The sequence below is a fragment of the Streptomyces tubbatahanensis genome, assembly GCF_022699385.1.
GTDB lineage: Bacteria > Actinomycetota > Actinomycetes > Streptomycetales > Streptomycetaceae > Streptomyces > Streptomyces diacarni.
On the sequence record NZ_CP093846.1, the window covers coordinates 2,326,665 to 2,351,047 of the forward strand.

At 73.9% G+C, this 24,383-nt stretch carries 24 protein-coding genes; 12 read left to right on the forward strand and 12 right to left on the reverse strand.

All coding sequences use genetic code 11. The features are described 5' to 3' along the window. Nucleotides 1-69: 69 nt before the first annotated feature. From MMF93_RS10015 to MMF93_RS10025, 3 genes are all read left to right on the forward strand, one after another. Nucleotides 70-951, forward strand: coding sequence for an N-acetylmuramoyl-L-alanine amidase (locus MMF93_RS10015; RefSeq protein ID WP_242750842.1), 882 nt, complete (start codon nt 70-72; stop codon nt 949-951). 104 nt (nt 952-1,055) lie between these two features. Then, complete coding sequence (locus MMF93_RS10020) at nt 1,056-1,934, forward strand: DUF5336 domain-containing protein (RefSeq protein ID WP_242750843.1); 879 nt, start codon at nt 1,056-1,058, stop codon at nt 1,932-1,934. Between the two features lie 126 nt (nt 1,935-2,060). Further along, entirely contained in the window at nt 2,061-3,071 is a 1,011-nt protein-coding gene (locus MMF93_RS10025) for an LLM class F420-dependent oxidoreductase (protein WP_242750844.1), read from the forward strand. A gap of 33 nt (nt 3,072-3,104) precedes the next feature. Here MMF93_RS10025 and MMF93_RS10030 read toward each other — a convergent pair whose 3' ends face one another. The 3 genes from MMF93_RS10030 to MMF93_RS10040 all read right to left on the reverse strand — a co-directional run bounded on the left by MMF93_RS10030 (nt 3,105) and on the right by MMF93_RS10040 (nt 6,419). After that, nucleotides 3,105-4,172 carry a prenyltransferase/squalene oxidase repeat-containing protein gene (locus MMF93_RS10030; protein WP_242750845.1) on the reverse strand — a complete coding sequence of 356 codons (1,068 nt, stop codon included), beginning with the start codon at nt 4,170-4,172 and terminating at the stop codon, nt 3,105-3,107. Next, nucleotides 4,169-4,957, reverse strand: coding sequence for a class I SAM-dependent methyltransferase (locus MMF93_RS10035; protein WP_242750846.1), 789 nt, complete (start codon nt 4,955-4,957; stop codon nt 4,169-4,171). Before MMF93_RS10035 ends, MMF93_RS10030 begins: the two co-directional genes overlap by 4 nt. Before the next feature lie 76 nt (nt 4,958-5,033). Further along, nucleotides 5,034-6,419: a glycosyltransferase family 4 protein gene (locus MMF93_RS10040; protein WP_242750847.1), complete on the reverse strand. Its 1,386-nt coding sequence runs from the start codon at nt 6,417-6,419 to the stop codon at nt 5,034-5,036. Between the two features lie 259 nt (nt 6,420-6,678). On the opposite strand from MMF93_RS10040, the gene MMF93_RS10045 reads away from it, so the two are divergent. Next, on the forward strand, nt 6,679-7,389 hold the full coding sequence (locus MMF93_RS10045; protein WP_242750848.1) for a TetR family transcriptional regulator: 711 nt from the start codon (nt 6,679-6,681) through the stop codon (nt 7,387-7,389). An 11-nt stretch (nt 7,390-7,400) separates the two neighbouring features. Here the strand turns inward: MMF93_RS10045 and MMF93_RS10050 are convergent, their stop codons facing one another. The 3 genes from MMF93_RS10050 to MMF93_RS10060 form a co-directional block, all read right to left on the reverse strand. Then, nucleotides 7,401-8,270, reverse strand: coding sequence for a 5-oxoprolinase subunit C family protein (locus MMF93_RS10050; protein ID WP_242750849.1), 870 nt, complete (start codon nt 8,268-8,270; stop codon nt 7,401-7,403). Next, on the reverse strand, nt 8,263-8,946 hold the full coding sequence (locus MMF93_RS10055; protein ID WP_242757433.1) for a 5-oxoprolinase subunit B family protein: 684 nt from the start codon (nt 8,944-8,946) through the stop codon (nt 8,263-8,265). Before MMF93_RS10055 ends, MMF93_RS10050 begins: the two co-directional genes overlap by 8 nt. Before the next feature lie 89 nt (nt 8,947-9,035). After that, entirely contained in the window at nt 9,036-9,806 is a 771-nt protein-coding gene (locus MMF93_RS10060) for a LamB/YcsF family protein (RefSeq protein ID WP_242757435.1), read from the reverse strand. A gap of 143 nt (nt 9,807-9,949) precedes the next feature. On the opposite strand from MMF93_RS10060, the gene MMF93_RS10065 reads away from it, so the two are divergent. The 5 genes from MMF93_RS10065 to MMF93_RS10085 all read left to right on the forward strand — a co-directional run bounded on the left by MMF93_RS10065 (nt 9,950) and on the right by MMF93_RS10085 (nt 14,446). After that, entirely contained in the window at nt 9,950-10,648 is a 699-nt protein-coding gene (locus MMF93_RS10065; RefSeq protein WP_242750850.1) for a GntR family transcriptional regulator, read from the forward strand. A gap of 162 nt (nt 10,649-10,810) precedes the next feature. Next, complete coding sequence (locus tag MMF93_RS10070) at nt 10,811-11,569, forward strand: DUF969 domain-containing protein (protein ID WP_242750851.1); 759 nt, start codon at nt 10,811-10,813, stop codon at nt 11,567-11,569. After that, on the forward strand, nt 11,566-12,534 hold the full coding sequence (locus tag MMF93_RS10075) for a DUF979 domain-containing protein (RefSeq protein ID WP_242750852.1): 969 nt from the start codon (nt 11,566-11,568) through the stop codon (nt 12,532-12,534). The genes MMF93_RS10070 and MMF93_RS10075 overlap by 4 nt, the downstream gene beginning before the upstream one ends. Nucleotides 12,535-12,545: 11 nt before the next feature. Further along, nucleotides 12,546-13,241 carry a pyroglutamyl-peptidase I gene (gene pcp / locus MMF93_RS10080; RefSeq protein ID WP_242750853.1) on the forward strand — a complete coding sequence of 232 codons (696 nt, stop codon included), beginning with the start codon at nt 12,546-12,548 and terminating at the stop codon, nt 13,239-13,241. Nucleotides 13,242-13,327: 86 nt separating this feature from the next. Next, nucleotides 13,328-14,446, forward strand: coding sequence for a DUF2891 domain-containing protein (locus MMF93_RS10085; protein WP_242757437.1), 1,119 nt, complete (start codon nt 13,328-13,330; stop codon nt 14,444-14,446). A gap of 17 nt (nt 14,447-14,463) precedes the next feature. Here the strand turns inward: MMF93_RS10085 and MMF93_RS10090 are convergent, their stop codons facing one another. The 6 genes from MMF93_RS10090 to MMF93_RS10115 form a co-directional block, all read right to left on the reverse strand. Next, nucleotides 14,464-15,345: an LLM class flavin-dependent oxidoreductase gene (locus MMF93_RS10090; RefSeq protein WP_242750854.1), complete on the reverse strand. Its 882-nt coding sequence runs from the start codon at nt 15,343-15,345 to the stop codon at nt 14,464-14,466. A gap of 81 nt (nt 15,346-15,426) precedes the next feature. Beyond that, nucleotides 15,427-16,107 carry a response regulator gene (locus MMF93_RS10095; protein ID WP_242750855.1) on the reverse strand — a complete coding sequence of 227 codons (681 nt, stop codon included), beginning with the start codon at nt 16,105-16,107 and terminating at the stop codon, nt 15,427-15,429. Further along, nucleotides 16,104-17,270 carry a sensor histidine kinase gene (locus MMF93_RS10100; protein WP_242750856.1) on the reverse strand — a complete coding sequence of 389 codons (1,167 nt, stop codon included), beginning with the start codon at nt 17,268-17,270 and terminating at the stop codon, nt 16,104-16,106. Before MMF93_RS10100 ends, MMF93_RS10095 begins: the two co-directional genes overlap by 4 nt. Beyond that, nucleotides 17,267-18,082 carry a hypothetical protein gene (locus tag MMF93_RS10105; RefSeq protein WP_242750857.1) on the reverse strand — a complete coding sequence of 272 codons (816 nt, stop codon included), beginning with the start codon at nt 18,080-18,082 and terminating at the stop codon, nt 17,267-17,269. The genes MMF93_RS10100 and MMF93_RS10105 overlap by 4 nt, the downstream gene beginning before the upstream one ends. 278 nt (nt 18,083-18,360) lie before the next feature. Continuing rightward, nucleotides 18,361-18,600, reverse strand: a complete 240-nt coding sequence (locus MMF93_RS10110) for a ferredoxin (RefSeq protein ID WP_242750858.1) — start codon at nt 18,598-18,600, stop codon at nt 18,361-18,363. 157 nt (nt 18,601-18,757) lie between these two features. Further along, entirely contained in the window at nt 18,758-20,209 is a 1,452-nt protein-coding gene (locus tag MMF93_RS10115; protein ID WP_242750859.1) for an aldehyde dehydrogenase, read from the reverse strand. 201 nt (nt 20,210-20,410) lie between these two features. Here MMF93_RS10115 and MMF93_RS10120 point away from each other — a divergent pair, with 201 nt between their 5' ends. From MMF93_RS10120 to MMF93_RS10130, 3 genes are all read left to right on the forward strand, one after another. Beyond that, nucleotides 20,411-21,631, forward strand: a complete 1,221-nt coding sequence (locus tag MMF93_RS10120; RefSeq protein WP_242750860.1) for a Strvi_7410 family MBL fold metallo-hydrolase — start codon at nt 20,411-20,413, stop codon at nt 21,629-21,631. A 519-nt stretch (nt 21,632-22,150) separates the two neighbouring features. Then, entirely contained in the window at nt 22,151-23,533 is a 1,383-nt protein-coding gene (locus MMF93_RS10125) for an SCO2321 family membrane protein (protein ID WP_242750861.1), read from the forward strand. 152 nt (nt 23,534-23,685) lie between these two features. Further along, complete coding sequence (locus MMF93_RS10130) at nt 23,686-24,381, forward strand: SCO2322 family protein (protein ID WP_479685629.1); 696 nt, start codon at nt 23,686-23,688, stop codon at nt 24,379-24,381. Nucleotides 24,382-24,383: the final 2 nt, after the last annotated feature.

Genomic DNA, 24,383 nt, shown 5'->3' on the forward strand with positions numbered 1-24,383 from the left:
GAGGGCCTACCATCTACGCCCGTGTCGAATGGAGGCTACGTGAGGCGACGGCGGCGGACGGGTCAGCGGATGGCGGCGGCGGTGACTGCCGCGCTCGTGTGCCTGGGCACCGCCGGATGCGGCGCGTTCGGCGGCGACGGTGACGAGGACGGCAAGCCGCGCGCGAAGGACGGGGACCACTCCGCCGGGTCCTCCCCGGCCTCCCCCAGCACACGGGGTGAGCAGGGCGACGACGCGCGGGGAGGGGAGAAGCCGGCGGACGAGCCGCTGCGCGGCAAGGTGATCGTCGTCGACCCCGGCCACAATCCGCGCAACCGCGACCAGCCAGGCAAGATTTCCCGGCGCGTCGATATCGGCACGGGGAAGAAGGAATGCGACACCACGGGCACCGCGACCAATTCCGGTTACGCGGAGGCCGACTTCACTCTCGATCTGGCGCACCGGGTCCGTACGCGGCTTCGGGAGCGCGGGGCCACCGTCAGGTTCACCCACGACGGCGACGAGCCGTACGGCCCATGCGTGGATGAACGCGCGGAAAAGGGAAATCAGGCGCAAGCGGACGCGGCCATTTCGCTCCATGCGGACGGCGCACCCGCGGGAAGCCGCGGTTTCCATGTGATTCTTCCCGCATCCGTCCACGAGGGGGCCGCTGACACCCGCGACATCGTCACGCCTTCTCGACGGTTCGGTACCGATCTGCGCGACGCTTTCCGCGCGGCCACCGGCGAACAGCCCGCCAACTATCTTGGTGACGGCAACGGCCTGGACACCAGAGGGGACTTGGGGGGCCTCAACCTGAGTAAGGTGCCCAAGGTCTTCCTCGAATGCGGCAACATGCGTGATCCGCGCGACGTCGCCCACCTCACGTCGGCGAAGTGGCGCGAAAAGGCGGCACGCGGGGTCACGGACGGGATCACCGCTTTCCTCGCAGCCGGGAAGGGGAAACCGTGAAACCGGGGAGCGAACCCCCACGGCCCGCCCGTAGTCTCATCCGTACGATGGGGTGCTCACCCCCGGCAGACTTCAACCATGACCAGACCGATTAAGGACCCCACGTGAACATCCGCTCGCTCACGCGAGGCGACGGTGCGGTGATAGGAGCAGCGGTGCTGCTGTTCATCGCTTCGTTCCTCGACTTCTTCTCCATCGAATGCTCCGGTTCGCTGTGCGACGAGGTACCGAACGCCTGGGACACGGAGAAGCTCCAGCTGATCCTGCCCTCGATCTTCCTGACCGGGATCCTCGGTGCCGCGGCGCTGGTCGGTGGCCGTTTCCTGCCGGAGGGCCGCAAGTTCGGCGCCGTCACCCTGCCGCAGTTCGGTGCGAGCCTGATCGTGGTCTCGCTGTGGTCCATGATCTGGGAGTTCATCGTCGCCCCTGACGGCGCGGACATGGGTGCCGGGGCCATCCTCGGGCTCATCGCGGTGCTGATCGGTGCCGCCGCGGCGCTCATCACCCCGGTCGTCCCGGCGCTGGCGGCTCCGCTGGTGCCCGCCGGCGGTGCGGGCGGTCCCGGCGCGGGTGCGGCGCCCTACGGCTACCCGCAGCAGGGCGGCGGCTACGGCTACCCGGGCGGCCCGCAGGCCGGCCAGCCGGGCCCGTACGGCGCGCAGGGCGGTCAGCCGGGCCAGCCGCAGTACGGCCAGCCGGGTGCGCAGCCGGGTCAGCCGGGTCAGCCGGGCCCTGGCCAGCCGCACGGGGGCGCGCAGGGCGCCCCGGGCGCTCCCCAGGACGCCGGGTTCCAGCCGTTCTGGTTCGCCGTCCCGATGGCGCGTCCCCTCTTCCCGGAGGACGGCTCGCCGCAGCCGATCGCCGAACTGGCCCCCGGTACCTGGTACCTGGCGGTCGAGCAGCGCGGCCAGGCGCTCATCGCCCAGACGCAGGACGGCCGCCGCGGCATCCTGCAGGACACCTCCAACATCCAGCGCGGCTGAGCCTCCGGGTCTCCCGCACGGGTCAGCGGCCCCTCGCCCTTCCGGGCGGGGGGCCGCTGACGTACGCTGCCCCGGCGACCTGACGGCTTGTCAGTTGCCGGGGTGGGCGGACGAGAGGGGCGGGCGATGCGGCTCGGACTGGCGCTCGGGTACTGGGGCCGCGGCCCCGACCCCCGCCACCTGGAACTCGCCCGCGCGGCGGAGGACCTGGGCTACCACTCGGTGTGGACCGCCGAGTCCTGGGGCTCGGACGCGTTCACGGCCCTGACCTGGATCGCCGCCCACACCACCCGCATCCGCCTGGGCACCGCCGTCGCACAGATGGCGGCCCGCACCCCCACGGCCACCGCCATGCACGCCCTCACCCTCGACCACCTCAGCGGCGGCCGCGTGCACCTCGGGCTGGGCCTGTCGGGACCGCAGGTGGTCGAGGGCTGGTACGGGCGGCCCTTCCCCTCCTCGCCGCTGACCCTGACCCGCGAGTACGTGGACGTCGTGCGCCAGGTGCTGCGCCGCGAGGCCCCGGTGAGGCTGGAGGGGCGCTACCACACGCATCCGTACGCGGGCCCCGGCTCCACCGGCATGGGCAAACCCCTGCGGTCCCTCACCCACCCGCTCCGCGGCGACCTGCCCGTCCTGCTCGGCGCTGAGGGCCCCAAGAACGTCGCCCAGACCGCGCGCATCGCCGACGGCTGGCTGCCGCTGTACTGGTCGCCGACGCGCGCCTCGATGTACGAGGCCGCGCTCGCCAAGGCGCCGCCCGGGTTCCTCGTCGCGCCCCTGGCCCAGGCCAGGATCTGCGACGACGTCGCCGAGGGCCTGCTGCCCGTCAAGGCCATGCTCGGCTTCTACGTCGGCGGCATGGGCCACGCCCGCCGCAACTTCCACGCGGAGCTGATGGCGCGGATGGGGTACGCATCAGACGCCGAGCGCGTCCAGGCGCTGTTCGCCCAGGGGCGGCGCGAGGAGGCGGTGCGCGCCGTACCCGACGCGTTCGCCGACGAGATCTCGCTGGTGGGCCCGCGCGCGAGGGTCGCGGAACGGCTGGAGCTGTGGCGCGCGGGTCCGGTGACCGACCTGCTGGTGCTGGCGCCCGACCCGCACACGCTGCGGGTGCTGGCCGAGCTGGCCGGGTAGTTCCCGGCCCCTCTCGCGCTCCGGGGAGAACCCTCAGCAGCAGTCGGGGTCCAGGCCCGCCGGCAGGGCGTCGCCGCGGAAGACCTGGACCGTCGCGTCGTCACCGCCCAGCGCCGCGACGGCCAGCAGCAGCGCCCCCGCCGTCCAGGTGGTGCGCTCGACGGGCCAGACGGCCTCGTTCTCGAAGACGTACCCCGTCCAGTACATGCCGTCGTCGGCGCGCAGGTGGCCCATCCACTGGAGCACGTCCAAGGCCCGGTCCGACTCGCCCATCGCCCACAGGGCGAGGGCGAGTTCCGCGCTCTCCCCGCCGGTCACCCACGGGTTGGGGACGACGCAGCGGCAGCCGAAGCCGGGCACCACGAAGCGGTCCCAGCCCTCCTCGACGCGCTCCTTGGCCGCGGTGCCGCGCAGGGCGCCGCCGAGGACGGGGTAGTACCAGTCCATGGAGTAGCGGCTCTTGTCGAGGAACCGCTCGGGGTGGCGGCGGATGGCGTGGCCGAGCCAGCCCGCGGCCAGTTCCCAGTCGGGCTGCGGTTCCTCGCGGTGCTCGGCCATCGCCAGCGCGCAGCGCAGCGCGTGGTGGATGGAGGAGGACCCGGTCAGCAGCGCGTCGGTGTGGGCGGTGCCGTCGGCCTCGCGCTTCCAGCCGATCTGGCCGCCCGGCTGCTGGAGTTCGAGCACGAACGCGACGGCCGCGGTGACGACGGGCCACATGCGGTCGAGGAAGGCGTCGTCCCCTGTGGCCAGGTAGTGGTGCCAGATGCCGACGGCCGGGTAGGCGCAGAAGTTGGTCTCCCGTGCCCGGTCGGTGGGGGCCGCCGCGTCGCCGTCGGCGTAGGCGGCGTACCAGGAGCCGTCGGGCTGCTGGTGCGCGGCGAGCCAGCGGTAGGCGGCCTCGGCGCGGTCGTGTTCGCCCGCCGCGTCCAGGGCCATGGCCGCCTCGACGTGGTCCCACGGGTCGAGGTGGTGGCCGCGGAACCACGGTATGGCGCCGTCGTCGCGCTGCTGGGCCGCGATGCCGGCGACGGTCTGCCGGGCCTGCTCCGCGGTCAGGACGCCGGGCAGTACGAGCCGCTCGGTGCGCTCGGGGCTGGTCACTTGGCCGCCGCCGCGCTCTCGCTGGCGCGGTCCCTGAGGTCGTCGGCCGCGGTGAGGTGCGGAAGGTGCGGCTTGGTCGCGTAGGCGACGAAGCTCTTGCCGATGACGGGGTCGAGGGCGCGCTCGGCGAGCCGCGTGGCCAGCGGGCGCTTCATGATGTCCCACACCAGCAGCTTGTGGTAGGCGCGCACCGGGAGCGCCGCCTCGTCGCCGTCGCGGTCCACCCCGAACGCGCACTTCAGCCACCAGTACGGCGCGTGCAGGCCGTGGGCGTGGTGGCTGCCGTAGGGGCGCAGCCCGGCCCCGCGCATCTTGGCCAGGAGTTCGGTGGCGCGGTAGATGCGGATGTGGCCGCCCTCCACCTCGTGGTAGGCGTCACTGAGCGCCCAGCAGACCTTCTCAGGGCCGTACCTGGGCACGGTGACCGCTATCCGGCCGCCGGGCCGCAGGACGCGCACCATCTCGGCGAGGACGCCCTTGTCGTCGTGGATGTGCTCCATGACCTCGGAGATGATGACGACGTCGAAGCTGTCGTCGGGGAACGGCAGGGCGAGCGCGTCACCCTCCATGGCGGTGGCGGTGGCGCCCTCGGGGGCCTCCCCCTCCTCGGCCATGGCGGCGAACCAGGTGGCGACCTCGCGGATCTCCTCGGCGTTCCGGTCGAGCGCGACCACGCGTGCGCCGCGCCGGTAGCACTCGAAGGCGTGCCGTCCCGCCCCGCATCCCAGGTCGAGCACGCGGTCGCCGGGGGCGAGCGGGAAACGGGCGAAGTCCACGGTCAGCACGGGCGATCAGCCTTCCAGAAGGTCATGCGGGGCGGGAGTGGGCCGACGGGGCGGCGGGTCGGCGGGTCGGCGGGGTTCAGCGGCTTTCAGCGACCTGTGTCGGCTTTCGGCGGCTTCCGGCGGCGGCGTGCGCCGGCTCGACGGGCGGCCGCGCCACGGGCGGCGAGGTCTCGCGCGCGGGCGCGCCCATGGCGGCGCGGTAGCGCTCGACGGTGCCGAGCGCCGCCTTCTCCCAGGTGAACTTCCCCAGCACCCGCTCCCGTCCGGCGGCCCCGATCCTGGCCCGCAGCGCGCTGTCGGACAGCAGCCGTACGAGCCCGGCGGCGAGCGCCCCGGCGTCGCCCGGCGGCACGGCCAGGCAGGTGTCGCCGTCCCGCCCGGCGACCTCGGGGATGGCGCCGCCCGTGGTGGCGAGCAGGGGGGTGCCGGTGGCCATGGCCTCGGCGGCGGGCAGGGAGAAGCCCTCGTACAGGGAGGGGACGCAGGCGACCTGGGCCGAGCGCACCAGCGCGGCCAGCTCGGCGTCGCTGATGCCCTTGACGAACTCGACGGCTCCGTCCAGGCCGTGGGCGGTGAGCGCGTCGGCGACCGGACCGTGGGCGGGGCGTTTGCCGACGACGACCAGGTGGGCCTCGGGCTGCTCGGTGCGCGCCTTGGCCAGTGCCTCGATGAGGAAGACGAGCCCCTTGAGCGGCACGTCGGCGCTGGAGGTCGTCACGATCCGGCCCGGCGTCTCGGGCACGGACGGGTCGGGCGAGAAGAGGCGGGTGTCGGCGCCGATGGGCACGACGTGGACGCGGTCGCGGCGCACACCGAGGTCGTCGGCGATCTCCTGGCGGGAGGAGCCCGAGACGGTGACCACCGAGGGCAGCCGGCGGGCGACCCGGCGCTGCATGCGGGTGAAGCCGTACCAGCGGCGCACGGAGGCCTGCTGCCGCCAGCCGGCCGCCGCCTCCAGCTCCAGCCTGCGGTCGACGGTGATGGGGTGGTGGATGGTGGTCACGAGGGGCGCGCCGAGCGCCCCGGGGCCGCCCAACAGGCCGTAGCCGAGGGTCTGGTTGTCGTGGACGACGTCGAAGGCGCCGCGCCGCGCGGCCAGGTGGCGGCGTGCGCGCAGCGAGAAGGTGAGCGGCTCGGGGAAGCCGCCTGTCCACATGGTGCCGACCTCCAGCAGGTCCACCCAGTCGCGGTACTCGCCGCGCTTCGGGGTGCGGAAGGGGTCGGGCTGGCGGTAGAGGTCGAGGCTGGGCAGCTCGGTGAGGGTGAGGCGCCCTGAGGCGTCGGGGACGTCGTCGAGCACCGGGTAGGGCTGGGCGCCGATGACCTCGACGGTGTGGCCGAGCCGGGCGAGTTCGCGGGAGAGGTGGCGTACGTAGACGCCCTGGCCGCCGCAGAAGGGGTTGCCCTTGTACGTCAGCAGCGCGATGCGCAGCGGGCGGTCCGTTACGGCCTGACCGGTCACTCGCGGCCCCCTTCGTCACTGCTTTCCGCCGGAGCGTAGCCGCTCGCGCTAACCTAGAACAAGTTTCAGGTTGCTGTTCGGGAGGACGGCACCGGGCGGTGACACCACCCGGGACGCGTCCCGGACTGAGAAATTTACCGGCCAGTCACTTCGGACGAACCACCGGAGCAGGTGATTCGCGCCACCCCTGCGAGGCCTGCAACAATGCACGGCTCACCCCAGGGCTTCACGACGCCACGGAAACGGGACGAACAACGCGATGCCGACACCGCCGCAGCCCAAGCCCCCGCACACGGCCCGCGCCAAGCGGCCGTCGCGCCCGCAGCCGCTCACGCACCCGCTGACGCAGTCTCCGCCGCTGACCGAGCGCCAGGAGGCGAGGCGCAGCCGCATCCTGCACGCCAGTGCCCAGCTGGCCAGGCGGGGCGGGTTCGACGCGGTGCAGATGCGCGAGGTGGCCGACTCCTCGCACGTCGCCCTCGGTACGCTCTACCGCTACTTCCCCTCCAAGGTGCACCTGCTGGTGGCCACCATGCAGGACCAGTTGCAGCACATGCACGAGACCCTGCACAAGCGGCCCCCGGAGGAGATGGAGGCGGCGGCCCGCGTCGCCAAGACGTTGATGCGCGCCTTCCGCGCCCTCCAGCGCGAGCCCCAGCTGGCCGACGCGATGGTCCGCGCCCTCAACTTCGCCGACCGCTCCGTCAGTCCCGAGGTGGACACCGTCTCCCGGCTGACGACGGCGATCATCCTGGACGCCATGGGCCTGGAGGGCCCCGCCACCCCCGAGCAGCTCTCCGCGGTCCGCGTCATCGAACACACCTGGCACTCGGCGCTGATCACCTGGCTGTCGGGGCGCGCCTCGATCGCCCAGGTCAAGATCGACATCGAGACGGTCTGCCGGCTGATCGCGGTGACGGCGCCCGCGCCGGAAGGGGAAGAAGGCGTAGAGGCCGGCGAACAGGGCTGAGGCGCGGCCCCTCACACCCCCGCGGGGGCGAAGCGGACCGGGGTCCCCGGCGGGGCCTGGGCGGCCGCGTCGAGCGCCTCGCGGGGAACGACGCCGACGACGGGGTAGCCACCGGTCGTCGGATGATCCGCCAGGAAGATCACCGGACGGCCCTCGGGCGGCACCTGCACCGCCCCCAGCGGCATGCCCTCGCTGGCCAGTTCGCCCTCCCTGGCCCGCTCCAGCGCGGGGCCCTCAAGGCGCAGCCCGATCCGGTTGCTGGCCGCGGAGACCCGGTAGCCGCACGACAGCAGGGTGCGCAGCCCGCCGGGGGTGAACCAGTCGTGCCGCGGCCCCAGGACCACGGGCAGCAGCAACTCGCGTGGCGGCCCCGCCCAGGCGGCGGCGTCGCAGCAGACCGGGGGCCGGTGCGCGGGCGGTGCGCCGAGTCCGAGCACCGCGCCCTCGCACAGGGGCGCGGGCCCGAGCCCGGAGAGCAGGTCGGTGGCGCGGCTGCCCAGCACCGGGTCCGCGTCCACGCCGCCGTCGAACGCCACGTACGAGCGGACGCCGTGGGTGGCGGCACCGACGTCCAGGACGGCGCCCGCGGGGACGTGGACGGGCTGCCCCCAGGCGGCGGGCCGCCCGTCGACCGTCACCGGGCAGGGTGCGCCGGTGACGGCGGCGACGGTGGGGCGCAGGGCCCGCACGGCGCATCCCGTCAGCGTGGTCTCCAACGTCGCGGCCGTCTCCGGGTTGCCGAGCAGCCGGTTGGCGAGACGGTGAGCGCCCGCGTCGAGGGCACCGGAGCGCGGTACGCCCAGGTGCGCGTATCCGGCGCGGCCCAGGTCCTGGACGGTGGTCAGCACCCCGGCCCGTGCCGTCTGCAGTCCGTCAGCCATCACGGCCGCCTCCCGGGGGCCGGTCCGGCCCGTCGCTTTCCGTGCCGGGCCCGTCCGGGTCCAGCGGGACGAACCGGACGCGCGTTCCGGGCGCGAGGAGGGCGGCGGGGGTGCGGTCCGCGTCCCACAGCACGGTCTCGGGTGCCGTGCCGATCAGCTGCCATCCGCCGGGTGAGGAGCGCGGATAGACACCCGTGTACGGGCCCGCGAGCCCGACGGCACCGGCCGGGACGCGGGTACGCGGATCGGCGCGGCGCGGCACGTGGTAGCGCTCGTCGAGCCCGGTCAGGTAGCCGAAGCCGGGGGCGAATCCGCAGAAGGCGACGCGGAAGGTGGCAGCCGCGTGGATGCGCGGCACCTCGTCCTCGGCCACGCCCCACAGCGCCGCCACGTCGGCGAGGTCGGGGCCGTCGTAGCGGACGGGGATCTCCAGGGCGCTCTCGGCAGAGCCGGCCGGCGGCGGCACGTCCCAGCCGGGCAGCTCGGCGGCCAGTGCGCGGGCCGCGTCGGCGCTCGGGAAGCCGTCCAGCAGCACGGTCGTGGCCCCCGGGACGATCTCGGCGACGGGCGGCAGGGTGCCCAGGGAGCGGCGGCGCAGGAGTTCGGCGTGCAGGGCCTCGGTCTCCTTTGCGGTGCCGAGTTCGACCAGCAGCCCGTCACGGCCCACCGGCAGCACGGCGGCACGGCCCTGACCACGGCCCGCGCCGCCTTCCCGCCCCGTGCCGCGTTCCCCGCTCGCCTCGCGCACCTCGTGTGCCCTCCGGTTCACGCGAAGGCCCGGACGGTGACGCCGGCCGCTGCCAGCTCCTCGCGGACGCGCCGGGCCAGTCGCGCGGCGGCCGGGGTGTCGCCGTGCACGCACAGCGAGCGGGCGGTGCTGCGCAGCAGTCCGCCGTCGGCGGCGACCAGCTCGCCGTCCCTGGCCAGGCGCAGCGACCGCTCGACCACCTGGTCCGGGTCGTGGAGCACGGCGTCAGGCTCGGTGCGGGGTACGAGCGTGCCGTCGGGGCGGTAGGCGCGGTCGGCGAACGCCTCCTCGACGGTGGGCAGTCCGGCCTCGGCGGCCGCGGCCAGCAGCCGGGAGCCCGGCAGGCCGAGCACCGGCAGCGGGGGGCCGGACCCGCGCGCCGCCCGGGCCAGCCGCACGCCCTCGACGACGGCGGCGGCCTGCTCGCCGTCGCGGACGGCGCGGTTGTAGAGCGCGCCGTGCGGTTTGACGTAGGCGACGGCGGAGCCGGCCGCGCGGGCGAAGACCTCCAGCGCCCCGATCTGGTAGGCCACTTCGGCGGCCAGCTCGGCGGCGGGCACGTCCATGGCGCGGCGGCCGAAGCCGGCCAGGTCGCGGTAGGAGACCTGCGCGCCGATGCGGACGCCGCGCTCGGCGGCCAGTTCGCAGACGCGGCGCATGGTGGCGGGGTCGCCGGCGTGGTAGCCGCAGGCGACGTTGGCACTGGTGACCGAGGCGAGCAGGGCTTCGTCGTCGGTCAGGTGCCAGCGCCCGAAGCCCTCGCCGAGGTCGGCGTTAAGGTCGATCATCCGGTCCATCGCCAGCAACGTAAGCGATTGTTGAACAATCCGGCAAGGGGGCCCGGCGTCCGGTTCGCCCGGATGCCGCCACCCGACCGTCCCACCGCGCCCCCGGCTCCGCGCCGGCGCGCGCACCCACCCGAGGGAGACCCATGACCGCCGACCCGCCCGCAGGCCTGTCCGCCGCGCTGTCGGACCTGGCCGCCGACCGCGCGCTGCTGGGACGCACCAGCACGGCCGAACGCGTGGCGGCCATCCTGCGCGAGCGGATAGCGCAGGGCTCCTTCCCGCCCGGCACCCGGCTCTCGGAGGAGCGCATCTGCGGCGCCCTCGGCGTCTCGCGCAACACGCTGCGAGAGGCGTTCCGGCTGCTGACACACGAGAGGCTGCTCGTCCACCGGCTCAACCGGGGCACGTTCGTGCGCGTACTGACCGACACCGACATCGTGGACATCTACCGGGTCCGCCGCCTCGTCGAGTGCGCGGCGCTGCGCGGGCTCGGTGAGCCGCCGTACGACGTGGCCGAGGTGCGGGCGGCCGTCACGGCGGGCGAGAAGGCGGCGGCCGACGGCGACTGGCAGGAGTGCTCGACCGCCAACATCCGCTTCCACCAGGCGCTGGCCGGGCTCGCCGGCAGCGCGCGCACCGACGAGATGATGCGCGGCGTGCTGGCCGAGTTGAGACTGGCCTTCCACATCATGGGCGACCTGCGCCGCTTCCACGACCCGTACCTCACGCGCAACCAGGAGCTGGTCCAGGCGCTGGAGACGGGGCGCAAGGGCGTGGCGGAAGCGCTGCTGGCGGCCTATCTGGACGACTCGCTGCGGCAGCTGCTGGAGGCGTACCCGTAAGGCGCGCCTCCGCAGGCGCGGGTTCCGCCGGCCGCGCCGTGACGAGCTCCACGTGACATGGCTCACTCTTGTCGGATCGTTCAACAATCCTCTAGCCTCCCGTGGAATTCGCTTCACTGGAATCCGCTTGGCGGAAGTCGCTTCATGGAAGGCGGAGGCGACATGATCGTTCTCCTCGGCGTCCTCGTGGTGGTCCTCGGATTCACGACACGCCGCAACCCGCTGCTCGTCGTCGGAGTGGCGGGGATCGTCACGGGACTGCTCGGCAAGCTCTCCCCCGTCGAGATCCTGCGGACCTTCGGCGAGAGCTTCGCGTCCAGCCGCTCGGTGACGATCTTCGCGATCACGCTCCCCGTCATCGGCCTCCTGGAGCGCAACGGTCTCCAGCAGCAGGCCCGCACCCTCATCGGCAAGCTCGGCACCAAGCTGACCACAGGCCGCTTCCTGACCCTCTACCTGCTGCTGCGGCAGCTCACCGCGGCCGTCGGCCTGCAGACCATCGGCGGGCCCGCACAGAGCGTCCGCCCGATGATCGCGCCGATGGCCGAGGCCGCCACCGAGCGCATGAACGAGGGGCGCCCGCTGCCGGGGAAGATCCGCGAGAAGGTGCGCTCCCACGCCGCGGGCACCGACACGGTCGGCCTCTTCTTCGGCGAGGACTGCTTCCTCGCCATCGGCTCCATCCTGCTGATCACCGGCCTGGTCAACAGCACCTACCACACCCACCTGGAGCCGCTGCACCTCGCGCTGTGGGCCATCCCCAGCGCCGTGTGCGCCTTCTTCATCCACGGCGGCAGGCTGCTGCGCCTCGACCGGAAACTGGAGCGCGACCTGGTGACCGCGAACGCCGAGATGGCCGTGGCGCGTGAGGACGCGCAGGGGCGCGACGCGGACAGCACAGAAGGCGGGGCCGTCAAGTGATCAAGTCCGAGTGGTTCTTCTGGCTGGTCGGCGCCGTCTTCGTCATCATGGCGGCCCAGATGCTGCGCGACCGCACCAACCCCAAACGCCACGGCACGGCCGCCTTCTGGGGCCTGCTGGGCGTCTGCTTCTTCTACAGCACCTGGGTCAACGAGAAGTCCCTGCCCGCCGAGCCCCTGGGCGTGGCCGTCCTCGGCCTCATCTGCATCGGCGGCTTCAACCTGACCGGCAAGGGCGTCCCGCAGACCACCAGCGAGTCCGAACGCGCCTCGCTTGCCGCCCGCTTCGGCGCCAAGCTGTTCATCCCCGCGCTGACCATCCCGCTGGTCGCCATGGTGTGCGCCGTCCTGGTCGCCAAGGTGAGGATCGGCGGCAGCCCCGTACTCGAAGAGGGCAGCGAGACCATCCTCGGGCTCGGCCTCGGCGCCATCGTCGCGCTGGCCGTCGGCATGTGGGTGCTGCGCGAGCGGCGCGTCAGCGTGCCCCTGCACGCCGGGCGCGGACTGCTGGAGTCCATGGGCTGGGCCCTGCTGCTGCCCCAGCTGCTGGCCGTACTGGGAGCGATATTCGAGGCCGCGGGCGTCGGCACCCAGGTACGCAAGATCACCGAATCCATCCTCCCCGACGGCCAGAAGCTGGCCGCCGTCGCGCTGTACTGCGCGGGCATGTTCGTCTTCACCGTCATCATGGGCAACGCCTTCGCCGCCTTCCCCGTGATGACCGCGGCCGTCGGCTGGCCCGTCCTGATCGAGCAGATGAACGGCGACCCGGCCGCCGTCCTCGCGGTCGGCATGCTCGCCGGATTCTGCGGCACCCTGTGCACGCCCATGGCGGCCAACTTCAACCTCGTCCCGGCCGCCCTGCTCGAACTCAAGGACCAGTACGGGCCGATCAAGGCCCAGGCGCCCACCGCGGTGGCGCTGCTGGCCTGCAACATCGCCATCGTCTACCTCTTCGCCTTCTAGGAGCGGCCCCCGTGACTGCGCCCCCACCCGCCGCACCCGCCCCCTCCTCCCCCGTGAACGTGCTGGTCACCGGCTTCGCCCCGTTCGACGGCGAAGAGGTCAACCCCTCCTGGCAGGCCGCCGAACTGCTCGCCGCCGACCCGCCACCCGGGGTCCGGGTCCGGGCCGTGCGGATCAGCTGCGTCTTCGGCACGGCCCTGGAGGAGCTGCGCGCCGCCGTCGAGGACGCAGGGGCCGACCTCGACCTGGTGGTGTGCCTGGGCCAGGCGGGCGGCCGCACCGACCTGACCGTCGAACGCGTCGCCCTCAACGTCGACGACGCCCGCATACCCGACAACGCGGGCCGCCGGCCCGTGGACGAGCCCGTGGTGGCGGGCGGCCCCGCCGCCTACTTCAGCACCCTGCCCCTCAAGGCCTGCGTCGCCGCGGCGCGGGACGCGGGCGTCCCCGCCTCCGTCTCCCAGACGGCGGGCACCTTCGTGTGCAACCACCTCTTCTACGGACTCGCGCACCTGCTGGCCACCGAGCACTCCTCGGTGCGCGGCGGGTTCGTGCACGTCCCCTACACACCCCGGCAGGCCGCGGCCCACACCCCGACCCCGCCCTCGCTGTCCGTACGCGACGCCGCGCACGGGCTGGCCGCCATGGTGGCCACGGCGGCACACACGACGGTGGACCTGCGCGTGACGGGCGGAGCGACCCATTGAGCGGCACGACCGGGCCGAAGAGCGGCATCCAGGGCTCCGGGAGCAGCGCCGAGGGCGTGCGGAGCCGGCGCGAGCGGTGGGAGGCGCTGGTGGAGCGGCTGCCCCACTTCGCCGAGGTCGCCCTCGCCAACGTCACCCGGGAGTATCCGAACGCCCCGGCACACCTGCTCGCGGGGCGCGAGGAACTGGTGGAGCCGCGCCGGTTCCACCCCGCCTTCTACGGCGCCTACGACTGGCACTCGTCCGTCCACATGCACTGGCTGCTCCTGCGGTCGCTGCGGCTGCCGTGGAACGGTGCCGAGCCCGCCGTGCGGGACGCGGTGGTGCGCACCCTCGGCCGGCACCTGACACCCGAAGCGCTGACGGCCGAGAGCGCCTACCTGCGGGCCCATCCCTCGTTCGAGCGGCCCTACGGCTGGGCCTGGCTGCTGGCACTCGCCAGTGAGAGCGCCGCGTACGCGGAGACGGGCACCGGCCTCACGGCGGAGTCACGCGCCGGGGCGGAGCGGCACGCCGGGACGGAGCAGCGCCCCCGGGCGGAGCAGCACGCCGGGACGGAGCCGCACGTGGGGGCGGCGACGTGGCGGGCGGCCCTCGTTCCGGCCGCCGGAACCGCCGCCGAGCTGATCCTCGGCTGGCTGCCCAAGGCCACCTACCCCGTGCGGCACGGCACCCACGCCAACAGCGCGTTCGCCCTCGGCCTCGTGCTGGACAGCGCCGAACGGGCCGGCCAGCCGCACCTCGTGGCGCCGGTGGCCGCGAAGGTCCGCGAGTGGTACGTGCCCGACCACGGCGCCGCCACCCGTTGGGAGCCGTCGGGGCAGGACTTCCTCTCCCCGCTGCTGTGCGAGGCCGACACCGTGCGCCGCGTGCTGCCGGCGGAGGAGTTCGCCGCGTGGCTGGGCCGGTTTCTGCCGGAGCTGGACGACGCGAGCGGGGCGGGTCTCCTCCCGCCACCGCGCATCTCGGACACCGCTGACCCCCAGATCGGCCACCTCCTCGGCCTCTGCCTCAGCCGCTCGGCGGCCCTGCGCGGCATCGCCGGCGCGCTGCCCTGCGACGATCCGCGTATCGCCGCGCTGCACGCCTCCGCCGACGCCAACCTCGGTGCCGCTCTCCCCGCCACCACCTCGGGAGACTTCACCACGGACCACTGGCTGGCGACGTTCGCCGCCCTCGCCCTGGGCAGCGGCATCCCGGACTGAGGGCGAGCCGCTCGCGGTCAGTCCAGGAGCGGCCGCACCTCCCGGGCGGCGAAGCGGACGAACGCCTCGGGGTCGGGCTCGTCCGCGGTGGGCTGGAGGACGACGGTGTCCGCACCGGCCGCGACCGCTTGCCCGACCGCCTCGGCGACCGCGGCGGCGTCACCCGCGATCCCCGGCCCCGTCTCCGGGTCGTGGCCCTCGCGCAGCCGCTCGGCGCGCAGCCTGGCCGCCGCGTCGGGTCCGGTGGCGGTGCTGAGGTAGTGGACGATCTCGTGGTGTCCCGTGCGGGAGGCCGCCGCGCGGCCCTCCTCGACGAGGTGCCGCGCGTGCCGGATGCCGTCCGGTGCGGTGTTGGCGTCCAGCACCGTGCCGTCCGCGGCCTCGCCGCTCAGCCGCAGCGAACGCGGCCCGCGCGCGCCCGCGAACACAGCCCAGTCCGCGGGGTCGTCGGCCGGGGGCCAGTCCAGGGCGACCTCGTCGAGCCGCACGTACCGGCCCTCGGCCGTGACCCGCTCCCCGCGCAGCAGCGCCCGCATGGCGTCGAGGTGCTCCCGCAGCAGCGTGACGGGCGAGTCGGCACGGGCGCCGACCTGCCCCATCCACTCCTGCACCCCGTGGCCGAGCCCGACGGCGAAGCGGCCGGGGAAAAGCCGGCGCAGGGTGGCCGTCTCCATGGCGGTCAGCGCGACGTTGCGCAGCGGGACGGGGAGCAGGCCGACACCCACCCGCAGCCGCTGCGTCCAGGCGAGCGCGGCGGCGGCGGTCGCGACACCGCTCTCGAGGAAGCAGTCCTCCCACAGCCACAGTTGGTCCAGTCCGGCCTCGTCCGCGGCCTGGGCGACCTTCCGCAGGTGTTCCGGGGGGAGTTGGGGACGGAAGACAGCACCGAGAGACGTCATGCCGCTGTTCCTATCCCGCGTGGCGCCTCTCCGGCAACGGAATACCGGCCCGCCCGGACACGAACAGCACGGGCGTGCCACTCACGGCGCGGGCATGTCGGTACTCCACCAGCCGGAGTCGCGGACAAGAAGCGCTATCTGCACCCGGTTGGACAACCCCAGCTTGGTGAGCGAACGGCTCACATGAACCTTGACGGTGGTTTCGGTCATTCCGAGCTCCCGGCCGATCTCGGCGTTGGCGAGTCCGCGGGCGACCGCCCCCACGACGGTGCGTTCGCGGTCGGTGAGGACGGACAGCCGCGCCCTGGCCGCCTGGGGGTCCGCCTGGGGGTCCGCGGGCCGTTGCTCGGCGAAAGCGTCGATCAGCCGCCTGGTGACCGTCGGCGAGAGCATGGCGCTGCCGTCGGCCACCGTGCGGACGGCAGCGATCAGGTCGCGCGGGGCGGTGTCCTTCAGCAGGAACCCGGCGGCCCTGGCGCGGAGGGCGCTGTGGACGTACTCGTCACGGTCGAAGGTGGTGAGCATGACCACGGCCGGTGGGTCAGGCAGCCGGTTGATCTCCCTCAGCGCGGCCACGCCGTCGATGCCTGGCATCCGTACGTCCATCAGGACGACGTGCGGCCGGTGACCGACGACCGCGGTGACGGCCGCCGCCCCCGTGTCCGCGTCGGCGACCACCTCGATGTCCTCAGCGGCTTGCAGAATCATCCGCAGCCCCGTCCTGACGAGGGCCTCGTCGTCGACGATCAGTACCCGGATCATGCCGGCAGCCTCGCGGTGACGACGAATCCCCCACCGGGTTTTGAGGCGGCGGTGAAGTGGCCGCCGAGCAGCTCGACCCGCTCTTGCAGGCCGAGGAGCCCCAGTCCGCTGCCCGGCATGGTCCGGGTCTGGCCGCTCGCGGCGTCGTTCGTGATCGTGACCTCCAGCGCCGAGGGCAGGTGCCGCACCACGACCCGGGTGGCGGCCCGGCCGGCGTGTTTGTGGATGTTGGTCAGTGCTTCCTGCACGACCCGGTAAGCGGTGTGTTCCACCATGGCGGGGACGCCGCCGCCCGCCGCGCCCTCGTCACGCCGTTCGACGGGAACACCTGCCGACCTGGACTGGTCGAGCAGGCGATCGAGATCGGCGAGCGTCGGTCGCGGCCGGAAGGACTCCCCGTCCGGCTCGCTCAGTATCCCCAGTACGGCTCTGAGTTGGGTGAGCGCTTCTTTGCCCGTGGTCCGGATGAGTTCCGCTTCCGCCGCGGTCTTCTCCTCGGTGGCGTTGATCTCCATCGCTCCGGCGCGGAGCACCATCAGCGAGACCCGGTGGGCCACCACGTCGTGCATGTCCCGGGCGATACGGGCGCGTTCCTGTGCCCGGGCCTGCTCGGCGCGTGTGGCCTGCTCCCTCTCCAGCCGCTCGGCCCGCTCACGCAGTCCGGCGACCACTTGCCCGCGGGCGGCCCGCCACAGCCCGGCCGTGACGGGAAGCCAGACGAACAGCGCCACGCCGCCGAGCGCGGAGGCGAACTCGACACCGGGCCGCGGTACCGCCACCAGCACGCTCGCGACCGAGGTGAAGAGCACCACGTCGCGGGGGCGTCGGCACGTCGTCGCCGCCACATAGGAGGCGACCGCGACCAGCAGTCCCGGCGCCCTGACCACCGCGTCGACGCCCGTGACCAGAAACAGCGGCCACCTCCGCTTCGGCACCCTCACCATCGCCACCGCCGCCAGGACCCCGACCACGGCGCTCACGGCGTGGCCGGGCACGGCGGCCGGCCCTGACAGCCCGGGCCCGTACAGGGGCGCTCCGGGGAGGGCCGCAGGGAAGAAGGCGCCGCAGAAGGCGACAGCAGCAGGCAGCCACGGGGCCGGCAGCAGACGCGACAGCCTGGTCGGTACCGATGCCGGACCACGGTCGCAAGCACGATATGTCACCAGCTCAGGATCCTCAAGGGGCCCCGGTCGGTCGCGGGCGGCCCCTGGGTGGGCAGCTCTGGCACACCGCCACGCAGCACCCGGATGCCAAGGGGCACCAGCACCGGGCACAGGGCGGCGGCCGAGACGACGCCGTCGAAGAGGCCGCTCTCCTTGAGCACGCCGGTCCACAGCGTCCCCGAAAGGAGGAACAGCAGCAGCCGCGCCGTACCGAACGTTCCCGCTCGGTAGGCCCCCACGGCGAGTACCAGCGTTCCGATGTAGAGGCCGAAGGCGGCCGTGACGGGGACCCGCCATGGCCCGTAGGAGATGTCCCCGTACATGTCCAGCACCGTGCTGGTGGCCTGGTCGAGGCCCAGCTCCTCGACCAGCTGGAAGGCGGTGTGGTCGGTCCCGGCCCAGTACAGGCGGGAGAAGAGACCCACGACGACGAGTGTGCCGCCGACGCGAGCGAGTCCCGGGCACCGTGGGGCGACGATCCTGGCGAGTGTGATGAAGGCCGGGCACAGCACAACGGCTCCGCCGGCGAAGCACGCGTAGCCTGCCGTGACCAGTGCGGGGTGCGCCTGGTACGCCGCCAGTTGGGCGGGAGCGGCGAACGGCTGCTGGTCGAACCACGTCTGCTGCTCCGGTGAGAAACCTGCCGCCCGGGTGGCCAGATGGCGCAGGAGCAGACCGGCGAACCACACGAGTGGGCCGAGGACGAGCGCTGCTCCTCCGATGCGCCTCCCGGGGAACCAGGCGTCGCGGTGGACATGAGCGGGGGTTGGCCGTGTGCCGTCCGCCAAGACGGGCGTGTGGTGTCTGGACATGGCCGCCAGCCTGGGCGCCGGGCAGCGCGAGCACATCCCTCGATCGAGACGGGCGGGCGTCTCTTTGGTTGCAGCTGTCCGACCGGTAACCGCCCAGCAGCCCCACAGCGCCGTGGGCGGCGACCGTCCGGGCGCTGTGGCGCGAGGTCCGCGACGAGGCCGGGCGCTGTGGCGCGAGGTCCGCGACGAGGCCGGGCGCCGTGGCGCGAAGGTCCGCGACGAGGCCGGGCGCCCGGTGCGAGAAGGTGCGGGGACCGGGGCCGGCGGTGGGAGCCGGGTCACTCCTCCGGTGGGAAGACCGCTTCGCCCGTGTCGGCCAGGGTCACGGTGATGGCCTCGACGGGGCACCCCTCGGCGGCGGACAGCACCTCCTCCGAGGGGGCACGCTCCGGGGCCACGGGCCGGGACTGGCGGGCGGCGTCCAGCCGGAACGCCTCCGGTGCGCCTGCGGTGCACATTCCCGAACCGATGCACAGGTCCCTGTCCACCTCGATGTGCCAGCGGTCCGCCGTGGCCATGGGCGCTCCCCCTTCGCTACTCGTGTCCCGGATTCCGGCGGTCGCGTGCCTGCGCCCCGCAGCGCCGCAACCCCGCAGTCCCTTAGCCCCGCAGTCCCTTAGCCCCGCAGCCCCTTAGCCCCGCAGCCCCGTACGCAGGGGGCCTGCGGGCCGGTGCTCACGCCTCGGCCGGCAGGTGGATCATCTTGTGCTCCAGGTACTCCGCGTATCCCTCGGGGCCGAACTCGCGTCCGATGCCGGAGTTCTTGAAGCCGCCGAAGGGTCCGAGCATGTCGAGGCTGAAGGTGTTCACGGAGTAGGTGCCGGTGCGCACGCGGCGGGCGACGTCGACGCCGCGTTCGGTGTCGGCCGTCCACACGCTGCCGGAGAGCCCGTAGTCGGAGTCGTTGGCGATGCGGACCGCCTCGTCCTCGTCGTCGTACGGCAGCAGGCAGATGACGGGGCCGAAGATCTCCTCGCGGGCGATCCGCATGGAGTTGTCGACATTGCCGAAGAGGGTCGGTTCGACGTACCAGCCGGTCGGCATCGCCTCGGGCGTCCCCCCGCCCGTCAGGACCTGTGCGCCCTCCTTGCGGCCGAGGGCGATGTAGTCGAGGGAGCGCTGCCGTTGGCGCGCCGCGACCAGGGGGCCGAGCTCGGTCGCGGGGTCGAGCGGGTCGCCCACGGTCAGCGCCTCGGCGGCGGCCCGGAAGCGTGCGGCGATCTCGTCGTAGCGCTCGCGCGGTGCCAGGATGCGCGTCTGGGCCACGCAGGCCTGGCCGTTGATCATCCAGGCGAACGGGGTGATGCCCGCCACCGCCGCGTCCAGGTCGGCGTCGGGCAGGATGACGGCCGCCGACTTGCCGCCCAACTCCAGCGTGACGCGGGTCAGGTTGCGGGAGGCCACCTCCATCACGCGCTTGCCCGCCGCGACCGATCCTGTGAAGGAGACCTTGTCGACCCCCGGGTGGCCCACCAGGTACTCGCTCACCTCCCGGTCGGCGGGGAGGATCGACAGCACGCCGGGCGGCAGCCCGGCCTCCTGCGCGATCTCGGCCAGCACGTAGGCGTCCAGCGGGGTCTCGGGCGAGACCTTGAGCACCACGGAGCAGCCGGCCAGCAGCGCGGGGGCCAGCTTGGCCGCGGCCGTGAACTGCGGCACGTTCCAGGGCACCACGCCCGCCACCACGCCCACCGGCTCCCGCCGCACCAGCAGCGGGCCGAGCGCGCCCGCCCTGCGCTCCTCGTAGGGGTAGTCGGCGGCGACTCTGAGCGCCGCGTCCCACACCATCATCGCGGCGAGCGACTGCACCATCACGCCCGAGGTGTAGGGGGTGCCGTTCTGCGCGCTGATGAGGTGGGCGATCTCCTCGCTGCGCGCCGCGAAGGCGTCCTTGACACGCGTGACGGTCTCGATGCGCTCGGCCTGCGAACGCCCCGACCACACGCCCGAGTCGAAGGACTCGCGCGCGGCCCGCACCGCGCGGTCGACGTCGGCGCGTGAGGCGTGCGGTACGCGCCCGATGGGCTGCTCGGTGTGCGGGGAGACCACCTCGATCGTCCCGTCGCCGGCGGGGTCGGTGAACGCGCCCCCGATGTAGAGCTGCTGGTGTTCGACGTACATGCCCATGCCCTCCTCGGCCTCCCTCTCCCACCCGCGCGGCCACGCGCCGCGCGGTGCCGTGTGACGCCCGACACCCCGCTGACAACGCATCAGAACTAGTACCAGTTCTAGTTCTAGGGAACAATGCCTGTGCCAGCCCTCGTCTCCAGGCCGGCCGGACCTCCCGGCGGCCGGACTCGCGTACGCAATCCTCCGGGAGCCACCGCCATGACGGACGCGCCGCACGCGCCGCGGACCACCGGGCCCCAGCCGGGCGTCGGCCCGCGGCGGGCCACCGAGCCGCAAGCGACCGCCGAGCCCCGGCGATCCGCCGAGCGGGCCGCCGAGCCGCAACGGGCCCCGGAGGGGTCCGCCCAGCCGCCACGAGTCACCGATCACAGGGGCGGGATCTGGAGCATCCCCGTCCCCATTCCGGACAACCCGCTCGGCCACACCCTCGTGTACGTGATCGACACCGACGCCGGACCCGTCCTGGTCGACACCGGCTGGGACGACCCGGCCTCCTGGCAGACCCTCGTCGACGGACTGGCCGCCTGCGGCACCTCGGTGGGCTCCCTGCACGGCGTCCTGGTCACCCACCACCACCCCGACCACCACGGGCTGTCGGCGCGCGTACGCGAGGAGTCCGGCGCGTGGATCGCGATGCACGCCGCGGACGCCGCCGTGGTGCGCCGCTCCCGCACCTCCGACAAGCGGCAGTGGCTCGGCTACCTCGTCGGAAAACTCGCCGCGGCCGGCGCCCCCGAGGAGCACACCGCGCCGCTGCGCGCCGCCCTGGCCGACGGCTCGGGCGGGCCGCTGCCGGGCGCACGGGCCGCACTGCCCGACCGCGAGATCGAGCCGAACGCGCTGCTCGCCCTGCCCGGGCGCCGCCTGCGGGCGCTCTGGACCCCGGGTCACACCCCCGGGCACGTGTGCCTGCACCTGGAGGAGCGGCATCCTCAGCAGCGACCGCAGCCGGGCGCAGCCGCCACGGACCACGGCGGCGGCCGGCTCTTCTCCGGCGACCACCTGCTGCCGGGCATCAGCCCCCACATCGGCCTGTACGAGGACCCCGACAGCGACGAGATCACCGACCCGCTCGGCGACTACCTCGACTCCCTGGAACGGATCGCCAAGCTCTCCCCCGCCGAGGTGCTGCCCGCCCACCAGTACGCGTTCACCGGGGCCGGGGCCCGCGTGGACGAGCTGACCTCCCACCACGCGGAGCGCCTCGCCGACCTGCGCGCGCTGCTCGCCGAACGGGAGCTCACCCCCTGGCAGCTCGCCGAGTCCATGCGCTGGAACCGGCCGTGGGAGCAGATCCCCTTCGGCTCCCGCAACATCGCCGTGGCGGAAGCCGAGGCCCACCTGCGGCGCCTGGTCACACTCGGCCACGCGGAAGCCGTCCCCGGCAGCGCCCCCGTCACCTACCGCGCCACCGGCTGACGCCGACTGACACCGGCTGACACCGGATGACGCCGGATGACGCCGACTGACACCTGCTGACACCGGCACCGAAACCCCACCGGGACCGGCCCCGAAACCGGCCCTGCGCGGTGCAGGCGCGGGCCGCTCAGGGCCGAGGGGGTCGCCGGGTGCCCGGTCCCGCTACAGTGGCCGACAGACGAACAACGCCTCCGACCGGGGGAAGCCGGTGCGAATCCGGCGCTGACCCGCAACCGTGAGCGGACCACCGCAGCGTCGTCGTCCGTACCGCCGTGCGCCGCAGCAGCAGCCGTCGCCGCAGCCGCACGGCGTACGCACGTGCGACGGCCGACGGGCGGACGCGAGCCGGGGCACCCGGTCGAAGGTGGGCTCTCGTGGCCGGACAGGCCACCGGCACCGTCGAGGTATACGGAGCCGAGCCCGGTGCACCGTGGTGCGGACCGCGCGGTCGTGCGGACCCGTACGGCGGGGCGGCCGTGCCCGGCTGCGGTCCGCTCCCGTCACCGAAAGGCACCCGCAATGTCACCGCGTCGCCGCCGCGCCACGGTCCTCGCCGCCGCCACCGTGCTGTGCGCGAGCGCCGCACCCGTGGCATCCGCCACCGCACCCGCGGCCCCCTCCCGCGCCGTCGCGGCCTCCGGCCCGGCACAGCACGCGAAGCCGTCGGACCTGCCGGACGGGCTCTACGGCGACGCCGACCCCCAGTACGACGGGGTGTGGCGGCAGTCGATGGCGCTGCTCGCCCTGGACGGTGCCGGGGCCGTGCCCGCGAAGAAGGCCGTGGACTGGCTCACGGGCCAGCAGTGCGCCGATGGTTCGTTCACGGCCTACCGGGCGGATACGGCCAAGAAGTGCGATCCGGACACCGCCCCCTCCGACGTCAACGCCACCACCCTCGCCGTGCAGGCCCTCGCGGCGATCGGCGGGCGCGGCGAAGAGGTCCGCGAGGGGGTGGAGTGGCTGGTGTCCGTGCAGAACAAGGACGGCGGCTGGGGCTCGGCGGACGGCGAACCCTCAGACGCCAACTCCACCTCGCTGGCCATCGGCGCCCTGCACGCCGCGGGCAAGAACCCGGCGAAGACAACCGCGCCGGGCGGTGAGTCGCCGTACGACGCGCTGCTGTCCCTCCAGCTCACCTGCTCCTCCAAGGGCATCGAGGACGCCCCGGGCCAACAGGGCGCCTTCGCCTACCGGCCGGACAAGAAGGGCAAGCTCACCCCGAACAACGACGCCACGGCCGCCGCCTCGCTCGCGGCCCTGGGCCAGGGCGTCCTGGTCGACCCGCAGCACGCCGGCCCGAAGGACAAGGGCGCCAAGAGCAAGCCGGTGACGCCGCTGAAGTGCGCGACCGGCACCGGGGACGGCGACGGCGACGGCGACGGTGACAGCGGAGGTGTACCCGGCGGGCGCGAGGAGGCCGCGGGCGCGGGCGCGGCCTACCTGGCCTCGGTCCTGAAGAAGAACGGCGGCCACTTCACCACGGTCATGCCGGGCGACGACAAGGAACAGCCCGACTACGCCAACACCGCGGACGCCGTGATCGCCCTGGCCGCGGGCGGCCACCGCGACGAGGCGAAGTCCTCCCTCACGTGGCTGGCGGACAACCTCGACAAGTGGGACAAGTCCAAGAACGATCCCGCCGCCCTCGGTTCCCTCATGCTCGCCTCCCGCGCCACCGGCGGCGACCCGGCGAAGCTCGGCGGCACCGACCTCCTCGCCCGCCTGACCGACACGGGGCCCCGGCCCGCCCAGCTGCCCGACGCGGACGACGGCTCCTCGAAGTCCGAGAAGAAGGACGACGGCGGCACCATCCCCGTCTGGGCCTTCGTCCTCGTCGGCCTGGCCGTCGGTGCCGGCTTCGGCATCCTGCTCAGCGGCCGCCGCAAGAGGCAGCAGCTGTGAGGGGCCGCACGGTGCGCGCCGCCATACGGACGAAGGCCGGGCCACCCTGCTCGCCGGGCGCCGGGGCCCTTGCCGGCGCCCGGCGCGCGGGGGCGGCGCTCCTGGCCACCGCCTTCGCCACCATCGCCGCCTTCGCCGTCGCGGTCTTCGCGCTGCCCGTCCCGCAGGCGCACGCCGCCGACTCCGTGCGCCCCGCGGCCGGGACGGGCTACCGCTACTGGTCCTTCTGGCAGCGGGACGACTCCGACTCCGGCTCCTGGGCCTACGCCACCGAGGGCCCGGCCACCCAGCGCCCCGACGACGGTGACACCCTCGGCTTCCGCTTCGCCCTGAGCGAGGACTCCCAGCAGGCCGCGAAGCCGCGCGGCACCCCGACGTTCGCGGCCGCCTGCGAGAAGACCGAGCCCGAGGACGGCAGCAAGCGCGTCGCCGTCCGCATCGACTTCGGCACCCGCGCCGACGCCCCCGCGAGCGAGTCAGGGGCGCCGCCCGCGCCCAGGACCCGGTGCGCCCTCGTACCCGAGAAGGCGTCCGCCGCCGAAGTCCTGGCCGAGGTCGCCTCCCCGCTCCGTTACGGCTCGGGATCCCTGCTGTGCGCCATCGACCACTACCCCGCCAAAGGGTGCGGCGAGCAGGCGGGCGGCGACGCAAGCTCCGAGAACGGTGACAACGGCGAGAACGGCGGCGACGGACAGGGCGGTGACCGCGGCACCCGGAGCGACGAGGGCAGCGGCAGCCACGCCGGCGGCGAGGGCATGTCCTCCGGCCTGGGACTGACCGCGGGCGTCGCCGCCGTCGCGATCCTGGGCCTTGCGGCGTTCTGGCAGGCGCGCCGCCGAAGGCGCTGACC